This is a genomic window from Archangium sp. Cb G35 (assembly GCF_001896145.1).
Taxonomy (GTDB): Bacteria; Myxococcota; Myxococcia; order Myxococcales; family Myxococcaceae; genus Archangium; species Archangium violaceum.
Genome location: NZ_MPOI01000002.1, coordinates 76,996 through 94,563, shown reverse-complemented (window position 1 = coordinate 94,563; position 17,568 = coordinate 76,996). Strand labels below are relative to the sequence as shown.

Annotated in this window: 9 protein-coding genes; 4 read left to right on the top strand and 5 right to left on the bottom strand. The window is 70.2% G+C overall.

Going from position 1 to position 17,568, the window contains the following annotated elements:
- Window positions 1–6 precede the first annotated feature (6 nt).
- Both BO221_RS06825 and BO221_RS06820 read right to left on the bottom strand, forming a co-directional pair.
- Entirely contained in the window at window positions 7–738 is a 732-nt protein-coding gene (locus tag BO221_RS06825; protein WP_073559570.1) for an immunity 52 family protein, read from the bottom strand.
- On the bottom strand, window positions 735–2,102 hold the full coding sequence (locus BO221_RS06820) for a Tox-REase-5 domain-containing protein (RefSeq protein WP_083680804.1): 1,368 nt from the start codon (window positions 2,100–2,102) through the stop codon (window positions 735–737). The genes BO221_RS06825 and BO221_RS06820 overlap by 4 nt, the downstream gene beginning before the upstream one ends.
- 119 nt (window positions 2,103–2,221) lie before the next feature.
- Here BO221_RS06820 and BO221_RS06815 point away from each other — a divergent pair, with 119 nt between their 5' ends.
- A complete protein-coding gene (locus tag BO221_RS06815; RefSeq protein WP_073559569.1) occupies window positions 2,222–4,012 on the top strand; it encodes a hypothetical protein in 1,791 nt (596 codons plus the stop codon).
- Here BO221_RS06815 and BO221_RS06810 read toward each other — a convergent pair.
- Genes BO221_RS06810 through BO221_RS06800 form a run of 3 tightly spaced genes read right to left on the bottom strand, consistent with a single transcriptional unit; the run spans window position 3,984 to window position 13,231 of the window.
- Entirely contained in the window at window positions 3,984–5,828 is a 1,845-nt protein-coding gene (locus tag BO221_RS06810; protein ID WP_073559568.1) for a hypothetical protein, read from the bottom strand. The two genes, BO221_RS06815 and BO221_RS06810, sit on opposite strands and share 29 nt — an antisense overlap.
- A complete protein-coding gene (locus BO221_RS06805; RefSeq protein WP_073559567.1) occupies window positions 5,825–12,301 on the bottom strand; it encodes a HEAT repeat domain-containing protein in 6,477 nt (2,158 codons plus the stop codon). Before BO221_RS06805 ends, BO221_RS06810 begins: the two co-directional genes overlap by 4 nt.
- Window positions 12,302–12,355: 54 nt before the next feature.
- Window positions 12,356–13,231 carry a hypothetical protein gene (locus tag BO221_RS06800; protein WP_073559566.1) on the bottom strand — a complete coding sequence of 292 codons (876 nt, stop codon included), beginning with the start codon at window positions 13,229–13,231 and terminating at the stop codon, window positions 12,356–12,358.
- A 197-nt stretch (window positions 13,232–13,428) separates the two neighbouring features.
- Between BO221_RS06800 and BO221_RS06795 the strand changes: the two genes are divergently transcribed.
- From BO221_RS06795 to BO221_RS06785, 3 genes are all read left to right on the top strand, one after another.
- Window positions 13,429–14,538, top strand: coding sequence for a hypothetical protein (locus BO221_RS06795; RefSeq protein ID WP_143195313.1), 1,110 nt, complete (start codon window positions 13,429–13,431; stop codon window positions 14,536–14,538).
- Window positions 14,539–14,870: 332 nt separating this feature from the next.
- Window positions 14,871–15,284, top strand: a complete 414-nt coding sequence (locus tag BO221_RS06790) for a hypothetical protein (RefSeq protein ID WP_143195312.1) — start codon at window positions 14,871–14,873, stop codon at window positions 15,282–15,284.
- Window positions 15,285–15,426: 142 nt separating this feature from the next.
- A complete protein-coding gene (locus tag BO221_RS06785) occupies window positions 15,427–17,406 on the top strand; it encodes a WD40 repeat domain-containing protein (protein WP_083680803.1) in 1,980 nt (659 codons plus the stop codon).
- Window positions 17,407–17,568 lie beyond the last annotated feature (162 nt).

Genomic DNA, 17,568 nt, shown 5'->3' with positions numbered 1-17,568 from the left:
TCACCATCATTCATTCCAGGGGCGCAGGGGGGTGAGGAGGCCGGCGTGGGCGAGGCGCTCGGAGACGTCGCGGGCCAGGGCCACGTGGGCGGGGTTGGAGGCGGTGAAGCGCTCGGGGGAGAGGATGACGAGCGTGCCCTTGTCCTCCACGGGCTCGGTGTGGACGGGGGACGGCAGGGGCGGCAGCGGGCCGCGGCGGTGGGAGAAATACGTGAGCCAGCCGATGAAGGTGCCGGGCCTGGCGGATTTCGGTGCGACCAGTTCGCGAAGCTCCTGGGAGGTCGCGATGCCCCATTCGGGCTCGAAGGCCACGGCCATGGCGTGCATGATCCGCGCGAGGACGGGGGCTTGGAGCATGCGCTCCTTGGCGGGACCTTGAGCTGGCGGCTCGAATACGCAGCAGTTGGGGACCCAGATCGATGCGTCGCCGCAGAGCAGGGAGAGGCTACTCTCCGCTTCCTGGGTCTGCCCATTCCATAGCCCCAGCGAGAAGCCTTCGTCGGCGAAGCGCCCTTCTTCCCGCGTTTGTTCACTGAAGATGTTCATGAGGCTTGCCATATCGGGCTCAATGCGATGTGTCAGCGCCTCCTCGAGGGTCGAGCCCTTCTCGAACCACTGGGATAGGCTCGGGTCGCATGCGGCCAGCAGGCGGAATAAGCACTTCGTCCGCTGTGCACAGGCCTCGGCCGTCTCTCGCCGTGACAACCAGTACGCTCCAACGTAATACGTCTCCTTCATGGGTGGACCTCGATCTGGCTGAGGCCTCTGTTCTGGAATTGTCCGCGCATCAAGTCCGACACATCCTTTTCGGCGAAGTGCCATTGAATGGGAGTGCCATTGGCCGCCCTGAATTGTCTTCGGGCTTGGGCGATCATGTCCTCGGCGCCGCGAAACCATTTCTTTCCGTACATCTTCTCGAGAAGCGCCTTGTAGCCGGGACCTTTGACCTCCAGGAGCACGCCGTTCTTGAAGCCGTCGAAGTCCACGAAGTCCGTGGGTCCCGGGCCGGTGTGGACGCGGTAGACCCAGCCCTCTGGAGCGCCCGTCATCTCGGACTGGAAGCGCTTGGCATCATCGCTCATGGTCTCGGCCTTCTGAATCCACTGGCCGGGTCCTTCGGGAGGTGGAGGCCAGGAGTTGCCGCTCCCGGTCACCTCACTGCCTTGCGCCATGAGGACGATAGAGACGGGGGCAGCTCCGGCTCCGACCACCGCCGTCATGGCTCCGGCGGGTACTGCCACTTCGTTCACCGCCAGCGTGCCCCTGGCGGACAAGGTGAGCACCGGCAGCTTCGTGGCCGATGCCAATCGCGGCCCGACCGTGGCCGCACCTCCCTGGAGGGTCAGCAGGTGCGTGGTCACCCGTGATGCCTCGCGAATCTGGTCCTCCAGATTCATTGCCCCGTAGCGGGCGAAGTACTCGGGAGAGTTGGCGATGAGTCCCGCCACTGACAAGGGCAGGTGCGCCAGCCCTTCCAGGGTGCGAACCGGCTCGGAGAGGAGGGCCGCCAGACCCCTGGCCATCTCTTCCAGTGCTGCCTCCGTCCCCAGCAGGGCGGCGGTGGCTGGGTCCCTTCCGAGGGCTCGTTCACCCACCGGCGGAGAGTGCTGCTTGCGCAGGGCCTCGTCCACGGTGAAGTAGACGCCTCCTCCGTCGAAGTGGAAGGCACCCACGCGCATGTGCTGCACGTACAGCTCCCCTTGCTGAAGGGTGGGCTGTCCCAGCCAGGAGATGGGTGTGCCGGTGAGCGCCACGGCGCAGTAGCCATCAGGCCGTGCCACCACCAAGGGGCGGAAGCGCGCGGTGCGGGCGAGCAACTCGGCGTAGGGAAGGGGTTGGTTGGTGGCGGAGGCCTCGCGTAGCAGGCGCGCCAGGGTGGTGCGGGGCGCGAAGGTCCGCAGGTTGGCGGGGCTGTCGACGAGACCCCGCCAGAGGGCCTGCGCCTTCTCCGGGGCCAGCGACTGGCCCGAAGCCAGCTGGACGGATTGCGGCAGTCCGCTGTGTCGCAAGAGTTGCTGAAACTCATCCGGCTCGGCGGCGAGGGCACCGGAGGCCAGCAGCAGCACGGCGGCCAGGAGCGCGGCGGGTGTTGGCAACCTCATGGCCTCATGCTGACACGTGCCGTATGCCCCAACCACACAATCTGGCCGAGTCAATAAACGGCGTCTTTCCGGCCAGAGCTGTGGTTGGGCGTTGGCAGGGGTGGATGTAGAAGGCGCCCATGAGCAAATGGGGACATGCGACGTTCTTCCGGACCCGCAACCTCGATGCACTCGAGCGCGCCATCCGCGACCTCTGCCTGGAAGAGGGACTCGTAGCGACGCCCTACGTGCGACGCAAGCGCGAGACCTGGGACCGGATGCAATACGGGACGGGCGCGACCTCCGACCGGTGGGCCCTGGCGATCGGGGCCGGTCAGGGCGGCTGGACCGTCGTCGAGACCGCGCCGTTCGAATTGCTCGCGGAGCCGAGGCCTTCGGGTGAGCATCGGCTCGGCATTCTCGCACGCGCTCTTCGGTGCGAGGCCCTGCACGTGTCGCTCTATGACGGCGTTGCGATGGCGATCGTGCAGGCCGCGCCAACAGGAGAGGTCGTGCTGTCGGGTTACACGATGGATGGTCCGAGCTTCCACGGTGTCGAAATCGCCGAGGAGCATCTCAGGCCCGGAATCCGGTACGTCGACGTGCCGCCCTCCGTCCACGAGGCGCTCGAGCGCTCCCTCTCCGATGGCTTCGATGAGCTGCTCGAGCGGCTCGGCAATTCGGACTGGGTTTCGGACTGGGTTGATGTCTCAGGCGCGTTGATCAAGGGCGAAGAAGTGCCGTCCGCGCGTGTGTCATCGTTCGTGCGTCCCGCGCTCGACACGATGCCGCCGCTGGGGGTGACATTCGCGGTGGAGGAGCATCCGCTCGGCACACGGTACGTGCTCGACGGTGGAGTGTGGGTGGACGACGGCACCCTCGATGCCGCCAATGCGGAGGTTGGGGCCGCGTTCGTGCGCAAGGTGGCGCGCTGGCTCGACGTACCGGTCTCGCTCGAACCCGGTGTACCTCGTTCCGTATTCTGCGTGCGCGCGGCGCCGAGCGAGAGCGTGCGGCGCGTCGGAGTAGAGACGGAGCTGCTGTCCATCGGGTCTCGGGAGGGCACCGAACTCCTCCTCCACGGTGCTCGGGGTGTCGGCACTGCGGAACTCGATGAGCGCAGCCCGTATCAGCGGCGGCGCCTCGTCGATGTCCTCGCACGTGCGCTCGTTGGGGCGCGTGCCAGCGCTGACGCGGCCTACCGCGGCTTCGAGCGCGTCGTCACGGAGCCGACGCCGCGAGCCTTTGGTGCATTCGCGGGCGAGCGCCTTGTTACGGCATGGTGGCGGCGAGGCAGGTCGGCCATCTCGATCGAGGGCAGGGAGCTCTTCGAGCTGCCGGGGCTCTGCACGGCCATGGCCGGCGCACCGGGGCGGGTCGCCCTCGCGCTCGTCACGCCGAGCTTCGTCAACGGGAACTCCCAAGGGTATGGGCATGACGATGCCGTGGTCATCGTCGTCATCGACGTCGACACGGGCGAGGTGCAGGAGGTACTCCGCAGCGGCGCGGGCCTGACGTTCGGGTTCACGCACCTGTGCTTCGCGGGTGACGTGCTCGGTGTCCAAGCCGAGCGTGGCAGAGCGCCAGTCATCATGACGCTCGAGCGCGGCAGATGGGAGGAGCATCCGGGAGAATTCCCGCAGTGGATGCGCGAGGCGCTCCGGGCCCCGCCCACGGTCGATGACCTCTACTCGTCGTATGAGGTGCCGATTCTGTGGGCCGGGCCGCATGCGATCGTGGTCGGGCGCGAGGCCGCGGGGAACGCGCTGGCCGTGCTCGACCTGAGTACGAAGCAGCGGCGCCCCCTTTTCGACTCGGAGGGTCTCGAGCCGCTCGCGTCTTCCGAGAGCGGCTCGCGGTGCCTCGCGAGAGGTGGTGCGCGGGGACTCTTCGTCGGCAGTGCTACACCGACCCGCCCACCGAGTCGATGAAGCCCTCGGAGGCCAGCGACTCCAGGCGCGCGAAGTAGGCCGAGCGGGCCTCGCCGTCCGTGTCGAACCACAGCCGCTGGTGGCGCTGATCGCCCAGACGCGGGCCCCACTCCACCGACACCAGCTTGCCGTCCAGCGACACCCGGTACACCTGCTCCTGGCCCGCCTCGTCGCGCCGCACGTACGAGCGCGTCTCCGCGCGGATCTGCGCCCGTCCCTTCGGCGTCTGCCGCAGCGCCTCCTCCTGCGCCCTCTGCCGCGCGTATGCCAGCCGCAGGGCGATCATGTGCTCGCATGGGCCCTCGCGCAGCCCCGAGCGCCGGTAGTGCGGGCAGCCGCAGCTCGCCTCGCGCACCCGGCCCTCCAGGTCCAACATGAAGCTGGGGAAGAAGCTGCGCACCGCCTCGCGATCCACCACCTCGCCGCTCAGCCGCGTGCCCACGCCCACCACGTCGTGCACCTTGGTGAGCTTCACCTCGCCCGCGCCCGGGCCACCGTCGCCCAGCAGCCGGTGTGCCCGCTCCTCGCGCTCGTTGCCGTAGCGGATGACGGCCTCGTCCACCGGCGTCGAGAGCAGCTCGCGCGGCCGGTACGTCCCCTTGGCGATGTCATACAGCACGCGCCCGCGCAGGCACTCGAGCTGCAGCGCCCCGCGCACCGCGTCCTTCGGCGCATCCGTCCCCGAGGCCAGGGTCTCGAAGCTCAGCGGGCCCTCCTTGCGGAGCCGGTTGCGCAGCTTCTCCGCGAGCCCGTCCGGCACCTCGCGAGGCATGAGCGCATCGAAGGCCGCGGCGCTGGACCAGCCGCTCTCCGTCCACCCGGTGAGCGCCAGCGTCAGCGTCGCCGGGCCCAGGTCAATCACCCAGAACACCGGCAGGCCGGGCCCGAGCATCTGCACGCGCACGCCCTGCGCATGGGGCAACAGCCGCGCGAGCGCCGCCAGCCGCTGCCGTCCGAAGGTACGCACCACCGCGGGCGTGCTGCCCTGGTACTTCGGCCCGTGGCACTCCAGCACCAGCTCCCAAGGCTCAATCACGAGCCTCGGCTGCATGCCGGGGACGAGCTCGAAGCGCAGGGCGCGCGGGGCCTTCTTCGCCTTCCGGGTGCGCAGCGCGAAGAGCACGTTGTACAGGTCGATCGGCGCCAGCGTGCAGGTGCTCGCGGGCAGCGTGGCGGCGGACTGTACCTGGAGGAAGCCGCGCAACCACGCGTGCGGCACCTCCACGTTGCGCGGGGCACGGGACTCGGCGCCGCGCGCGGGCAGGGCGACGTGGGCCTCCAGCGACACCGGCACGTAGGTGCGCAGCCGGTCCACCTTGGCCAGCAGATCCGCCGGCACGTCCAGGAAGGTGGATCCGTGCGCGGCCTCGCGGCCCTCGAAGAGCGAGTTGTCGAAGGACAGGCGCGCATAGGCGCTCTCGTCGCGGGAAAACACCTCCAGCGACACCTGGTCCGGGTCCACGGTGAGGACAGGGTCCAGCACCGCGTCCGCCTTCTTCTCTCCTTCCAGCGACTGCTCCAGGAAGGCCTTCTGCGCCTCCCAGATTTGAGCCGTGGCGCGCTTGCCCTGCTTCATCAGGTACGCGAGGTACGCGGTGCGATCCTTGCCCCGGTAGCGCAAGTCGCTGGCGAGGATGCCGAGCGTGGCGGCGAGCGCATCGCGGAAGAGGGCGGGCTCGCGCACCTTGCCGCGCACGCCCACGGTGCCGCGGGAGCCCTCCAGGGCCAGCTGGACGTGCGAGGCATTGGCGCCGGCGTCCACGTCACTCGTGGTGACGTAGCGCAGCTCGACGGCGTGGTGGGTGGCGGTGCTCACGACGGGCTCCCTTCCTTCCGGGCGCGCTCGGCGGCGCGGAGTGCACGTTTGTGGGCGCGGTAGGCGGCCTTCCGCAGCTCCACGGATTGAGACTTGTCGAAGGCCTGGCCGCGCAGCACTTCCGCGGCCTCGGTGCCGCCCAGGCGTCCCAGCGCGGCCCAGCCATCCTGCCGCACCTGCTCGTCCTTGTGGGTGGCCAGCGGGCGCAGCGGCTCCAGCTCCTTGCCGGCCAGTACCGAGGGCAGGGCCATGCGGCGCGCCTCGGAGGTGGCGAGCTGCTTCGGGCTGCGCACCGTTCCACCGGCGGGGCCCGTGGCCACCGGGTCGAACGGCTGCACCGCCAGGGCCCACTCGGCGGCGCGCTCGGGGGCGATGCGGGCCAGGGCGGAGGTGGCGGCCTCGCGCACCTCGGCGTCCGGGTCCGACAGCGCGGCACGCAGGGCCTCGGGAGCCGCGTTCAGCCGGCCCAATGCCCGGGCCGTTTCGAGGCGAACCCCGGCCGGGGCCTTGGCCTCTCCACCCTGGAGGATGTCCTTGCCCGCCTTGGCCAGCTCGCTCACGCCCAGGCACGAGCCCGCCCACAGCAGATGCTCCCAGGCGGTCTCCAGGGGCTCACGCTTGGGCGCGGGCGTGGAGGCCCACTCGGAAGCGGTGCGGCGCTCGGCGGTGGCGATGGCGCGGCCCAGGACGGCGCGGTCCTCGGCGGACCAGGCGCGCGAGGCGTCCTGCTCACCGGTGCGCGCGCCCACCAGCCACGCGGCCTCTTCACGCGCGGAGGGCTTCTCGTGACCGAGCAGCATCGCCAGGGCTCCGGCGGGCAGCGACGCACGCCGCACGAGTCCCCGGCGCAACCGCTGGCGCAGCTCCTCCTTGTCCAGCGTGGCCAGACGCGGGAGCAACTGCATGGGGTCCGCCTCGGTGGCGAGGTAGCTGGCGGCGGGCTCGGAGATGTCCTCCTGCTCGCTGGCCACGGCGAGGAACTCCACCCGGATGCGCTCCTTGGGGAACAGGGCGTCGAGCGCCTTGCGAGCCGCGGCGCGCAGCTCGTCGTCCCAGTTGTCCAGGGCCTTGGCCAGGGTGAGCTCGGCGGCGGTGTCCCCGAGCTTGCCCAGCTCCTGGGCCGCGGTGAGGCGCACCGTGTTGTCGACGTCGTCGTCGGCCAGCAGCGTCTCCAGCCGGGAGCGGGCGCGCTCGCCGCCGATGAAGCGCAGGCCCCGGACGCCGGCCTGCCGTTGCTCGGTGGAGCGGCCCTCCATGGCGGCGAGCTCCACCTTCTCCTCGACGCGGCGGCGATCCTCGCCCTCGGGCAGCTTCGGGGCGAGCCGGCCCATGCCCTCGAGGGCCGCGGCCACCATGCTCTCCTCCACGGGAGCCTCGGGCGTGCCACCGGCGGCCACCTGCTCCAGCTCGGACAGGGCGCGCGCGTCTCCCAGCGTGCCCAGGGCCAGCAGCGCCCGCTCGCGCTCTCCCTCCTCGCCCGCGCGCACGTACAGCAGCAGCGGGCGCAGGGCGCTCGTGCGGCCACGGGAGGCCACGCCCTCGGCGGCGGGGAGCATCAGCTCGCGAGCACCGCCGCGCAGCACCTCCTCCAGCGGCTCCACCTTCGCGCCCTTGTGGATGACGCGCGAGGCGTAGCCGGCCACCGACTCCATGCGCACCGTCACGTCGCGGTCCGCGAAGAGGCCGGCGAGCAGCTCGTCCTGGCCCACGTCGTCGCCCTGGGCCAGCTCGGTGGCGGCGGCCTTGCGCACACTCGGGTCCGCGCTGCGCACGGCCGCGCGGAGGAAGCGCATCGCCAGGGCCATGTCGCGCTTCTTCTCTTCCTTCTCGTCCTTCTCGTCCTTCCGGGGCGGGGTGGCCACGTCCATGGCGGCGCCCACGCAGGCGTAGCGCACGGTGGCGGCCTCGTCGTCGAGCTGCCGCGCGAGGGCATCCACGGCCTCGGGCCTGCGGGTGTGGCCCAGGGCCTTCACGAGGGCGAGGCGCTCATGCAGTTCCGGGGCGGTGCGCAGCCGTGCGGCCAGGGCTCCCACGGCGGCCACCGAGCCGAGCCGGGCCAGGGCCTCCTGGGCGCGCTTCACCACCGAGGCGTTCTCCGAGCGCAGGAAGGCGGCGAGCACCTCCACGGCGCGGTCATCCTGGCGCCAGGCGAGCAGCTCGGCGGCGCGCAGGCGCAGGTCCTCGTGCTCGCTGCCGGCGGCGCGGCCGAGGGCCTCGGTGACGCGCGAATCATTGGCACCGGCGAGCCGCTCGATGACGCCGACGCGCAGGTCCGCGTGCTCGCTGCCGAGCGCGGCCAGCAGGGGCTCCAGGCTGCCCGGAGGGCTGAGGCGCTCCAGCAGCTCGAAGGCGTACTTGCGCACGTCGGACAGGGGCGAGTTGAGCGCGGCGGTGAGGCGGCCCTTGGCGGACTCCCCGCGGGCGGCGAGCTCGTCCAGCGCGGCGCGGGCCACGTCCGCGGAGAGCGAGGCCAGGGCGAGCGCCAGCGGCTCATCGGAGCCAGCGGGGTACAGCTCCTTGAGGCCGGCGAGGGCCGCCTTGCGCACGAGCTGGTGCGGATCCTCGAGGGCGCGCAGCAGGGCGGCCACGGCGGCGGGCGTGCCGGCATGGCCCTCCTGGGTGAGCTTCACCACGCGGTCCACGGCGTCGCGGCGCACGCGGTGGCCCTCGTCGTCACCGGAGGACACCTGGCGCAGCAGGCCCACGTAGGCGCCGAAGGCGAGCCGGCGCAGGTGCTGCTTCTCGGCGGAGACGAGCGCCTCGGGCGAGGGCTCGGCGGTGGCGGCCTTGCCGGTGGCGGTGGAGAAGAGGCGGCGCAGCCAGTTGCGCGCGGGCTTCTCCTCCACGGGCCGGGCCTGGGCCTGGGGCGACGTCTCGGGCTTCCACGGCGCTTCCAGCGAGCGCGGGCGGGCCACCTTGGCGGCCTCGCGGAAGTAGTCGAGCGGCTTGTGGCGCAGTTGGAGCACCTGGGCGGCGGCGTAGCGCTGCTCGGGCAGGTCACTGGCGAGCGCCTCGGCGAGCCCCACCATGGCGCGGGCGCGCTCGGCCTCGGCGGGCCAGTCCTTCATGTCGCCGGCCTTCTCGGGGCGGGGCGGCTGGAGCACCTCGACGAGGTGGGCGTGGGAGGCCTCCGTCTCCGTGCGCAGCTCGAGGGCGCGGGCGGCGGCGTAACGCACCTCGGGCCGGCCGCTGGAGAGGGCGCTGGTGAGCAGGTCGGGCGGCTCACCCCGGCGCGAGGCGCGCAAATCCCGGGCGAGCACGATGGCGAAGACGGTCTCCTGCACCTCGCGGGCACGGTCTTCCAGGCCGTGCAGCAGGCCGCTGTCACCGTCCGGGCCGAGCGCGGCGAAGGAGAGGATGGCGCCGATGCGGATGGGCTGGTGCTCGTGGCGCAGGTTGCCGGTGAGGACGGGCAGGGCGCGGATGTCGCCGAGGCGGGACAGACCATCCGCGGCCCAGGAGCGCACGGCGACGTCCGCGTGCCCGAGCGCGTCGAGCAGGTAACCCTCGTCACCCCGGCGGCTGGCGGTGGCGAGCCCGCGGGCACCCTGCTCGCGCACCCCGCTGGCCTCGTCCTTGAGGAGCGTGGTGGCGAAGAAGGACAGCAGCCGGCGGGAGCCGAGGGTGGCCAGGGCGCTCGCGGCGCGGTGGCGCAACGGCTCGAGGAAGGCCGGCGGGTAGATGCGCTGAAGCTCCTTGTCGGTGAGGAGGTTGCGCATCGGCTCGATGATGTCCTCGGCGCCGCGGGCGGCGAGCAGCTCGGCGGCGCGCACCTTGAGGGGCAGCTCACCGGAGCCGAGGCCCGCGAGCAGGGGGCCGTTCTCGTTCTTGATGAGCTTGTCGAGCGCCTCGAGGGCGGCGATGTAGACGGGGGGCTCCTCGGCGAGCAGCAGCTTGAGGAGGGCCGAGCGCACGGCCTCGGCGGGAGCCTGGGCGGCGTTCTTCGCGGCCAGGGCGCGCAGCGGGGCGTGGGCGGTGTCGAAGGCGGCCAGGTGCGGCTCGGCCTGCTCCTTGCCCACGTGCTTCACCCAGGCCTCGTAGGCGGCCTGGGCCACGTTGGCGTCACGGTCTCCCACCACCTTCTTGAGCCGCTCCAGGGCCCAGCCTTCCTTGATGCGGGCGGCGAGCTCGTCCACGGCGCGGCGGCGCAGGTCGGGGAAGCGGCCGGCGAGCGCGCGCTCCAGGGCCTCCTGGGGATTCTTCTCGTTCCAGGCCCAGAGGGTGCGGAAGGCTTCGTCACGCACCTTGGCGGACTCGTCCTCGAGCGCATCGCCGAGCAGGTGCACGGCGGCCTCGGAGCGCTTGCCCGGGAGCTTCACGAGCCGGTCGAGGCCGCGGACGCGCACGTCCTCGAAGGAGGAGCGGAGGGCGGCCTCGGCGGTGGAGAGGGGGGCCTCGGTGTCGAGCGTCACCACGGCGTCGAGGGCGGTGGCGCGCACGTCGGCGTTCTCGTCGTCCAGCATCCACACGAGGCGCTCGCGGGCGCGGGCGTCCTGGAGGGCGCGGAGGGCCTCGGCGGCCTGACGGCGGATGGCGGCATCGGGCTCGCGGGAGAGCTGGAGCAGCGCGCCGAGCGCGCGGGCATCCCCGAGCTGCGCGAGGCCGCGCGCGCCACGCACGGCGGTATCGGGAGTGCGGCAGGCCATGGCGGCGAGCAGCGGCTCCAGGCTGGCCTCGGCGAGAGGCTCGCCGGCCTTGCCGGTGCCGGGCAGGGCGGCGCGGGCGGCACGGGCCTCGTCATCGGTGGGACGGGGCTTGCGGGCGAGGCGGCGCGCGACGTCCAGGGCGGCGCGGGCGAAGTCCTCGTCCTTCTCCTCCAGCACGTGGGCGAGCGGGCGGCGCTCCAGCACGCGCACGGTGAAGGCCACGCGGCGCACGTCGGCGTCCGAGTCATCGAGGGCGCGGGCCGCCAGGGGCTGCAACTGGGGCGAGCCCAGCCAGCCGGCACCGGCGGCGCGGATGAGCACCTCGGCGCGCAGGTGGGAGGTGCCGCGCTCGAAGGCCGTCTTGAGGGGCTCGGTGCTGTCCTTGGGGAACACCTGCTCCAGGGCATCCAGCGCTGTCGTCGAGACGGAGGCATCCGAGTCCGTCAGCTTGCTGGAGATGAGGCCCGGCACCAGGGGCGAGGTGCCACCGAGCGTGGCGAGCCTGCGCAGTCCGGCGATGCGGGTGTCCGGGTAGCGCGAGTCGAGCGCGGCGCGCGGGGCGGCGAGCGGGGACTCCTTCTCCAGCGTGGCGAGCGACTCCAGCGCGGCGGCGCGGACCGCCGGGTGCTCGTCGTCGAGGCGCTCACGCAGCTTCACGCGGGCGCCGGTGCGGCCGAGCCGGCCCAGCTCCTCGGCGGCGAGCTTGCGCACCTCGTACTCGCGGTCCGAGGAGAGCATCGCGAGGACGAAGTCGAGGGCCTCGGGCTCCTCGAGGGCGGCGGCCTCGCGGACGGAGGCCTCGCGCTTGGGCCGGTTGCCCTTGCGAGACTCCTCGAGCAGGTCGAAGCCGTGGGAGAAGGAGACGGTGTCGTTGCCGGGCTTGCCCTCGGTGTCCAGCTCGAAGCGGCGCACCGTGCGGTCCTCGCCGCCGGCGTAGACGAAGCCGAGCTGCACCTTGGCCTGGCGCGCGCTGACGGGCGGAGCGAAGGCGAGGGCGTACACGGGCTTGCTGCCGCAGTCGAGCGTGCGCGGCTTACGGCGCTCGTCCAGGCGCCACGCCTTCACCTTGCCGTCGTCGCCGGAGGAGAAGATGCGGTCGGAGGCCTCCTCGCCGCGCTCGGGAGTGGGCGTGGGCGGGAAGAGGAGGGCGGTCACGGCGCCGGTGTGGCCGGAGTCCTTGTCGCCGCGGACCTCGTGCTCGACGGCGCCGACGAGGTACCAGATGCGCAGCTTGCCATCATCTCCGGCGGAGACGAGGCGTCCATCGCGCGGGGTGAAGGCGAGCGCGCGCACGGCACCCTCGTGGCCGGGCATGTCACGGCGGGCGCCGTTGGCGAGCGTGAAGGAGCGCACCACCGAGTCGTCACCGCCACAGGCGGCGTAGGTGCCGGAGGGGTCCACGGCGACGGCGCGCAGGGGCTGGGACGAGGCCTGCCACTCATGGACGCGCTTGCCCTTGGCGAGCTCCCAGGCGCGGAGGAAACCATCGAGGCCCACGGTGAAGGCGCGGGAGCCATCGGAGCTGAGGGCGAGGGCGGTGCAGGGGCCGCGGTGGGCGTCCTTGAGCTCGCGCTGGACGGAGCCATCGCCGAGCGCGCCGATGCGCACGGTGCCATCCGCGCAGGCGGCGACCCAATTGTCTCCGGCGTGGGCGAGCCCGAGGACGGCGGCGGGCAGGTCCACGGTCCAGGCCACCTTGTTGGTGGAGGGCTCGTAGGCGGTGAGGCGGCTGTTGGCGGCGGCACGGGAGCCGCCGGCGAGCAGCAGGCGCGGGGTGGCCGCGAGGGCGCGGACCTTCTCGTAGTGGCCGATGGAGAGTGAAGCCATCCGTCAGAATCCTCCGGACGGAGGGGTTTAGCACAGGTGAACACACTGCCCGTGCTATTCCAGGTGTCCGTCCTGCTCGCCCAGGGCCTCGCGAAGCAGCCGGGTTGCTGGCCTGGTGTCCAAGAGGGATTTCGTCCGCGGGATGCGCTGGGGATCCGGGCTGTAGAGAATCTGCAGGTTGTCCGACCGGGTGGCGTCGAGCCGTTTGCAGCGGAGCGTGATTCCCTCCTTGTCCGGCTTCGGAACCTTCCAGCGGGTATTCCGGGCCTGGGTGCGGACGCGGATGCTCTCGGGTTTGACACCACCCCGGGCCAGGATTCGGACGACGATCTCCCCGATGGGTCCGGCCCAGAGCCCGCCCGTTTCGAGGATGTACCAGACCCGCCGGCCGTCGATGAGCTGCTCTCCCGGACGCGCGCTCTGGCCGGAATAGGGAGTGGACACGACCCCGTAGCGCACCCGGATTTTCGTGTCCCCCTGGGCGAAGCGGGTGGTGAAGACATGCCATGTCTCGCGATGGGGTCTGGTGCGGCCCGAGCCCGGTGGCCATGAGGGAATGGCGCGCTCGACTTCCCGGGCCTCGCTGGTGACGGCCTGGCCTTCGACCCAGACGGAGAAGCCTTCCAGGGGCTCATGGGCGGCGTACTCCTGCAGGTCATCCAGGCGCACATCCCTGCCCGGGAATCCCACTTGCAGCTCCTTGGGCGGGCCCGGGTTGGCCATGGTGAAGGTGACGTCGATGAGGACGTAGGCGTCGTGAAGCTCGAGGGTGACCGTTTCGTGCTTCATGGAGATGCCCTGGGCGGCCTTGGCATCCATGGGGCGTGGCTCGGACAGGCCGGCGAGCGGACTGGGCGCGATGTCGGCGAGGCCAGGGGTGGGGAAGGCCAGCAGGGCGAGCAGGAGGGGCCAGACGATGGGTAGGCGCATGGGGACGCTGTACCTCGCTCATCCTTCAGGTTTCCACGCCTGTCCGGCATCGTGGCCTGGTGCGACCCACCGCCGGTTGGCTCCATCGGTTGAGCAGGCTTGCGCTCCTGTTGTTTCTCACGGGATGCGCCGCGCAACGCCCCTCCGGCGTTCCGCGATGGTACGGGCAGAGCACTGCTGGGGGCTTGCCGGGGACGGTGAGCGCAGGGGCTCGGAGCGTCGAGGTTGACTTCGAGGCTGTCACGCCTCAACGGGCGGAGGCGCTGCGCCGAGGCGGTGTCCAACTGCCCCGGGGCTCCGAGCGGCTCGCCGACCCACGCGCGCATCGGGACTTCGTCGAGCGGCGAGTGACGGCGGTGGGCTTCGGGCTCACCGAGGGAGGCTATCTCCTCTACTGCGAGGGGTTGGCGCTGCCGGTGCTCGTCCCGGAATCGCAGGTCGATCTGGGAGTGACGAGCGCCGAGCCGCTCGGCGCGTTCATCTACCCGGACCGGGACAGCGCCCTGGCGGACCTGGAGGCCAGGGGAGCGGAGGCAGGACAGCTGGGGTACGCGTGGTACCGGGGAGCGGGGGGCGCGCTCATCGTGCCCACGCTCTTCTCACCGGCCACTACCCCGCGCATCGCCCGGACGATGCTCGAGGTGCGAGAGCACCTGGCGCAGACGACCCAGCGAGAGCTGAAGGTGCTGTTGTTGACCCTGACGGGCACGAAGGTGCTTCAGGGCGTCTTCTCCCGAGTGCTGCGGGTGGGCACGGAGCCAGCGCCTCGTCCACAGCCCAGACAGGAGGGGGTGAGTGGCAGGGCCCCAGCATCGCAACCCTCCGCGCCACAAGCCGCTCCACCTGCTCCGGAACCTGTTCCCGTCCCAGCAGCGCCCGCGCCGGTACCGGGCTCACCCGCGCCATCGCCGGGACTGGTCCAGGCGCTCTCGGGTGGCAATCCGACGTCACGAGTAGCCTCTGTCCCACGCTTGCCTCAAGATGTCGCGGCCAGCCCCCATGTGCCTCGGGAGTTGTCGCCGAACCGGCCCATCAGTTCCAGCGCCTCCCAGAATGCGCAGATCCAGGCGGACATCCAGTATCTGCAGGACGTCGGCGCCACGAACATCCGGGTGAACCAGCAGCAGATCACACTGCGCAACAGCCAGCGTGTCGGAATCAACCGGCCGGACCTGCAGTTCGACTATAACGGCCGCCGCTACCATGTGGAGTACGACACTCCCACGTCGGGGCGTGGCCCAGGCCATCAGTCGCGTATTGCGTCCAATGACCCGAACGCGGAGACCATCCTCCTCATTGTGCCCTGATGGGCAAGGCTCACCGGATGACCGAGAACATGAAGGGATTGCTCCTGGATGATCGCTGGGCGCCGATCACTTCGGAAATGGGATTTCTGGAGACCGATGCGGAGCACGCAGCTCGTGCCTTCACGGCCTGGCACGGCGGTCTGCAGGCGCCCCGTGGCATTGCAGTGGGGGTGCGTCCGGTCTCCGGCTCCCTGGAGCAGGCCCTCTCCGCTCTTCTGCCCATGACCAGTCCCGAAACGCGGCGGCACCTTTTTTTGCCGACACGCAGCCCCTGGACGGCGTACGTCGAAAGTGGATGGGGCGGAACTGATGCGGGGAGTGCAATGCCCGCTATGGCCCGGAGGTTGGGCTGCCGGGGCATGCGCGTGGTCGCGGTGCCTCACACCTTGCGTGGCGACAAGGGCCGCTATGGGGCCGTGATGTTCGAGCTGTACGGACCCCAGCAGACTCACTGGCTCAACTACCTGCGCACCCTCTATGTCTCCAACGATGGAGGCAAGTGGGTCTTCGGCCAGTCCGGTGAGCCCCTGCCCTTCGAGAAGCTGGAGCGCTACCAGGCGCGCAAGGTACGAGACCGCTTCACCTTCGAGATGCTCGAGGAGTACTTGCGCCACCTGGGGCTGTCCCCCTTCCAGGAGGACTTCTACTTGCCCCAGGGCGCTCCCGCGTGGCTCGTGGAGAAGACGGGAACCTTCGTCCCTGCCCAGAAGGAGTTCACCCTCGCCCAGGCCCGAGAGCATTTCTGAGCAGGTATCAGTGGAGGTCTCCTGAAGTGAGCCCGGGAGGCGGTTTTTCATGGACCGGACGACGTACTGGGTGGCTCGATGCCCACGGACAACATACACGCTAACGGGTTGAGGGCTTCAGGCCGATTCCTCCAGGCACACCATGTCCCATCTTTGGAAGCTGGCTGTACGTATCGTGGTTGTGACTATTGTCGCCATGGTCGCAATGGGCCTCCTGATGGTGCAGTACCTGTCGCGGGATGCGCCTTCGCCCATAAAACCCGAGATCTTCCTCCGGACAGGACATGCCGAAGGTGTCATATCCGTGGCGTGGAGCCCGGATGGAAGGACGCTGGCCTCGGGCAGTGGGGACAGCACGGTCAAGCTCTGGGACGCCACCAGCGGTAACCTGCTGCGCACCCTCTCTGGGCATGTCGAAGGTGTCAGGTCCGTGGCGTGGAGCCCGGATGGAAGGACGCTGGCCTCGGGCAGTGAGGACAACACGGTCAAGCTCTGGGACGCCACCAGCGGTAACCTGCTGCGCACCCTCTCCGGACATGTCATATCCGTGGCGTGGAGCCCGGATGGAAGGACGCTGGCCTTGGGAGATAGGGGCACGGTCAAGCTCTGGGACGCCACCAGCGGCAACCTGCTGCGCACCCTCTCCGGACATGCCTCCTGGGTCAGTTCTGTGGCGTGGAGCCCGGATGGAAGGACGCTGGCCTCGGACGGTGGGGACAACACAGTCAAGCTCTGGGACGCCACCAGCGGTAACCTGCTGCGCACCCTCTCCGGACATGCCTCCTGGGTCAGGTCCGTGGCGTGGAGCCCGGATGGAAGGACGCTGGCCTCGGGCAGTTGGGACAACACGGTCAAGCTCTGGGACGCCACCAGCGGTAACCTGCTGCGCACCCTCTCCGGACATGCCGAAGGTGTCAGGTCCGTGGCGTGGAGCCCGGATGGAAGGACGCTGGCCTCGGGCAGTGAGGACAACACGGTCAAGCTCTGGGACGCCACCAGCGGTAACCTGCTGCGCACCCTCTCCGGACATGCCGAAGATGTCTGGTCCGTGGCGTGGAACTCGGATGGAAGGACGCTGGCCTCGGGCAGTGGGGACAGCACGGTCAAGCTTTGGGACGCCACCAGCGGCAACCTGCTGCGCACCCTCTCCGGACATGTCTCCAGGGTCAGTTCTGTGGCGTGGAGCCCGGATGGGAGGACGCTGGCCTCGGGCAGTGAGGACAACACGGTCAAGCTCTGGGACGCCACCAGCGGTAACCTGCTGCGCACCCTCTCCGGACATGCATCCTGGGTCGGTCTCGTGGCGTGGAGCCCGGATGGAAGGACGCTGGCCTCGGGCAGTGGGGACAACACAGTCAAGCTCTGGGACGCCACCAGCGGCAACCTGCTGCGCACCCTCTCTGGGCATGTCGAAGGTGTCAGGTCCGTGGCGTGGAGCCCGGATGGAAGGACGCTGGCCTCGGGCAGTTGGGACAACACGGTCAAGCTCTGGGACGCCACCAGCGGTAACCTGCTGCGCACCTTCTCTGGGCATGTCGAAGATGTCTGGTCCGTGGCGTGGAGCCCGGATGGAAGGACGCTGGCTGCTGGCAGTGAGGACAACACAGTCAAGCTCTGGGACGCCACCAGCGGCAACCTGCTGCGCACCCTCTCTGGACATGCCTCCTGGGTCATTTCTGTGGCCTGGAGCCCGGACGGAAGGACGCTGGCTGCTGGCAGTGGGGACAACACAGTCAAGCTCTGGGACGCCACCAGCGGCAACCTGCTGCGTACCCTCTCCGGACATGCCGACAAAGTCTGGTCTGTGGCGTGGAGTCCGGATGGAAGAACGCTGGCTTCGGGCAGTGGGGACAGTACGGTCAAGCTCTGGGACGCCACCAGCGGCAACCTGCTGCGCACCCTCTCCGGACATGCCTCCTGGGTCATTTCTGTGGCCTGGAGCCCGGACGGAAGGACGCTGGCCTCGGGCAATACGGACAACACGGTCAAGCTCTGGGACGCCACCAGCGGTAACCTGGAGCGGACCTCCCTCGCCCTGCCAGGGAACGTATGGCTGACATACCTTCCTGATCGTCTTCTCTACTCCGCTTCTCAAGATGGAGACGCTCTGGCCGCAGTCTGATTCGACTCCAAGACGGCTCCTGTGTATGCCCTGACATGCTATCAGGCGGAATTGCAAAGGAGTGCGCTTTCTCGCGACGACACGTTTCCTGTTCCCTTCATTGAGCCCAGGCCTCTCTGCCAAGTCTGGGACCGTTTCGAGAACAAGGCCGTCTGGTTCATC

Bases quoted from the DNA above. Each gene is read 5' to 3' on its own strand.
- BO221_RS06820 (WP_083680804.1), bottom strand. From the start codon at position 2,102: ATGAGGTTGCCAACACCCGCCGCGCTCCTGGCCGCCGTGCTGCTGCTG.
- BO221_RS06825 (WP_073559570.1), bottom strand. From the start codon at position 738: ATGAAGGAGACGTATTACGTTGGAGCGTACTGGTTGTCACGGCGAGAG.
- BO221_RS06805 (WP_073559567.1), bottom strand. From the start codon at position 12,301: ATGGCTTCACTCTCCATCGGCCACTACGAGAAGGTCCGCGCCCTCGCG.
- BO221_RS06785 (WP_083680803.1), top strand. From the start codon at position 15,427: ATGTCCCATCTTTGGAAGCTGGCTGTACGTATCGTGGTTGTGACTATT.
- BO221_RS06815 (WP_073559569.1), top strand. From the start codon at position 2,222: ATGAGCAAATGGGGACATGCGACGTTCTTCCGGACCCGCAACCTCGAT.
- BO221_RS06790 (WP_143195312.1), top strand. From the start codon at position 14,871: ATGGCCCGGAGGTTGGGCTGCCGGGGCATGCGCGTGGTCGCGGTGCCT.
- BO221_RS06800 (WP_073559566.1), bottom strand. From the start codon at position 13,231: ATGCGCCTACCCATCGTCTGGCCCCTCCTGCTCGCCCTGCTGGCCTTC.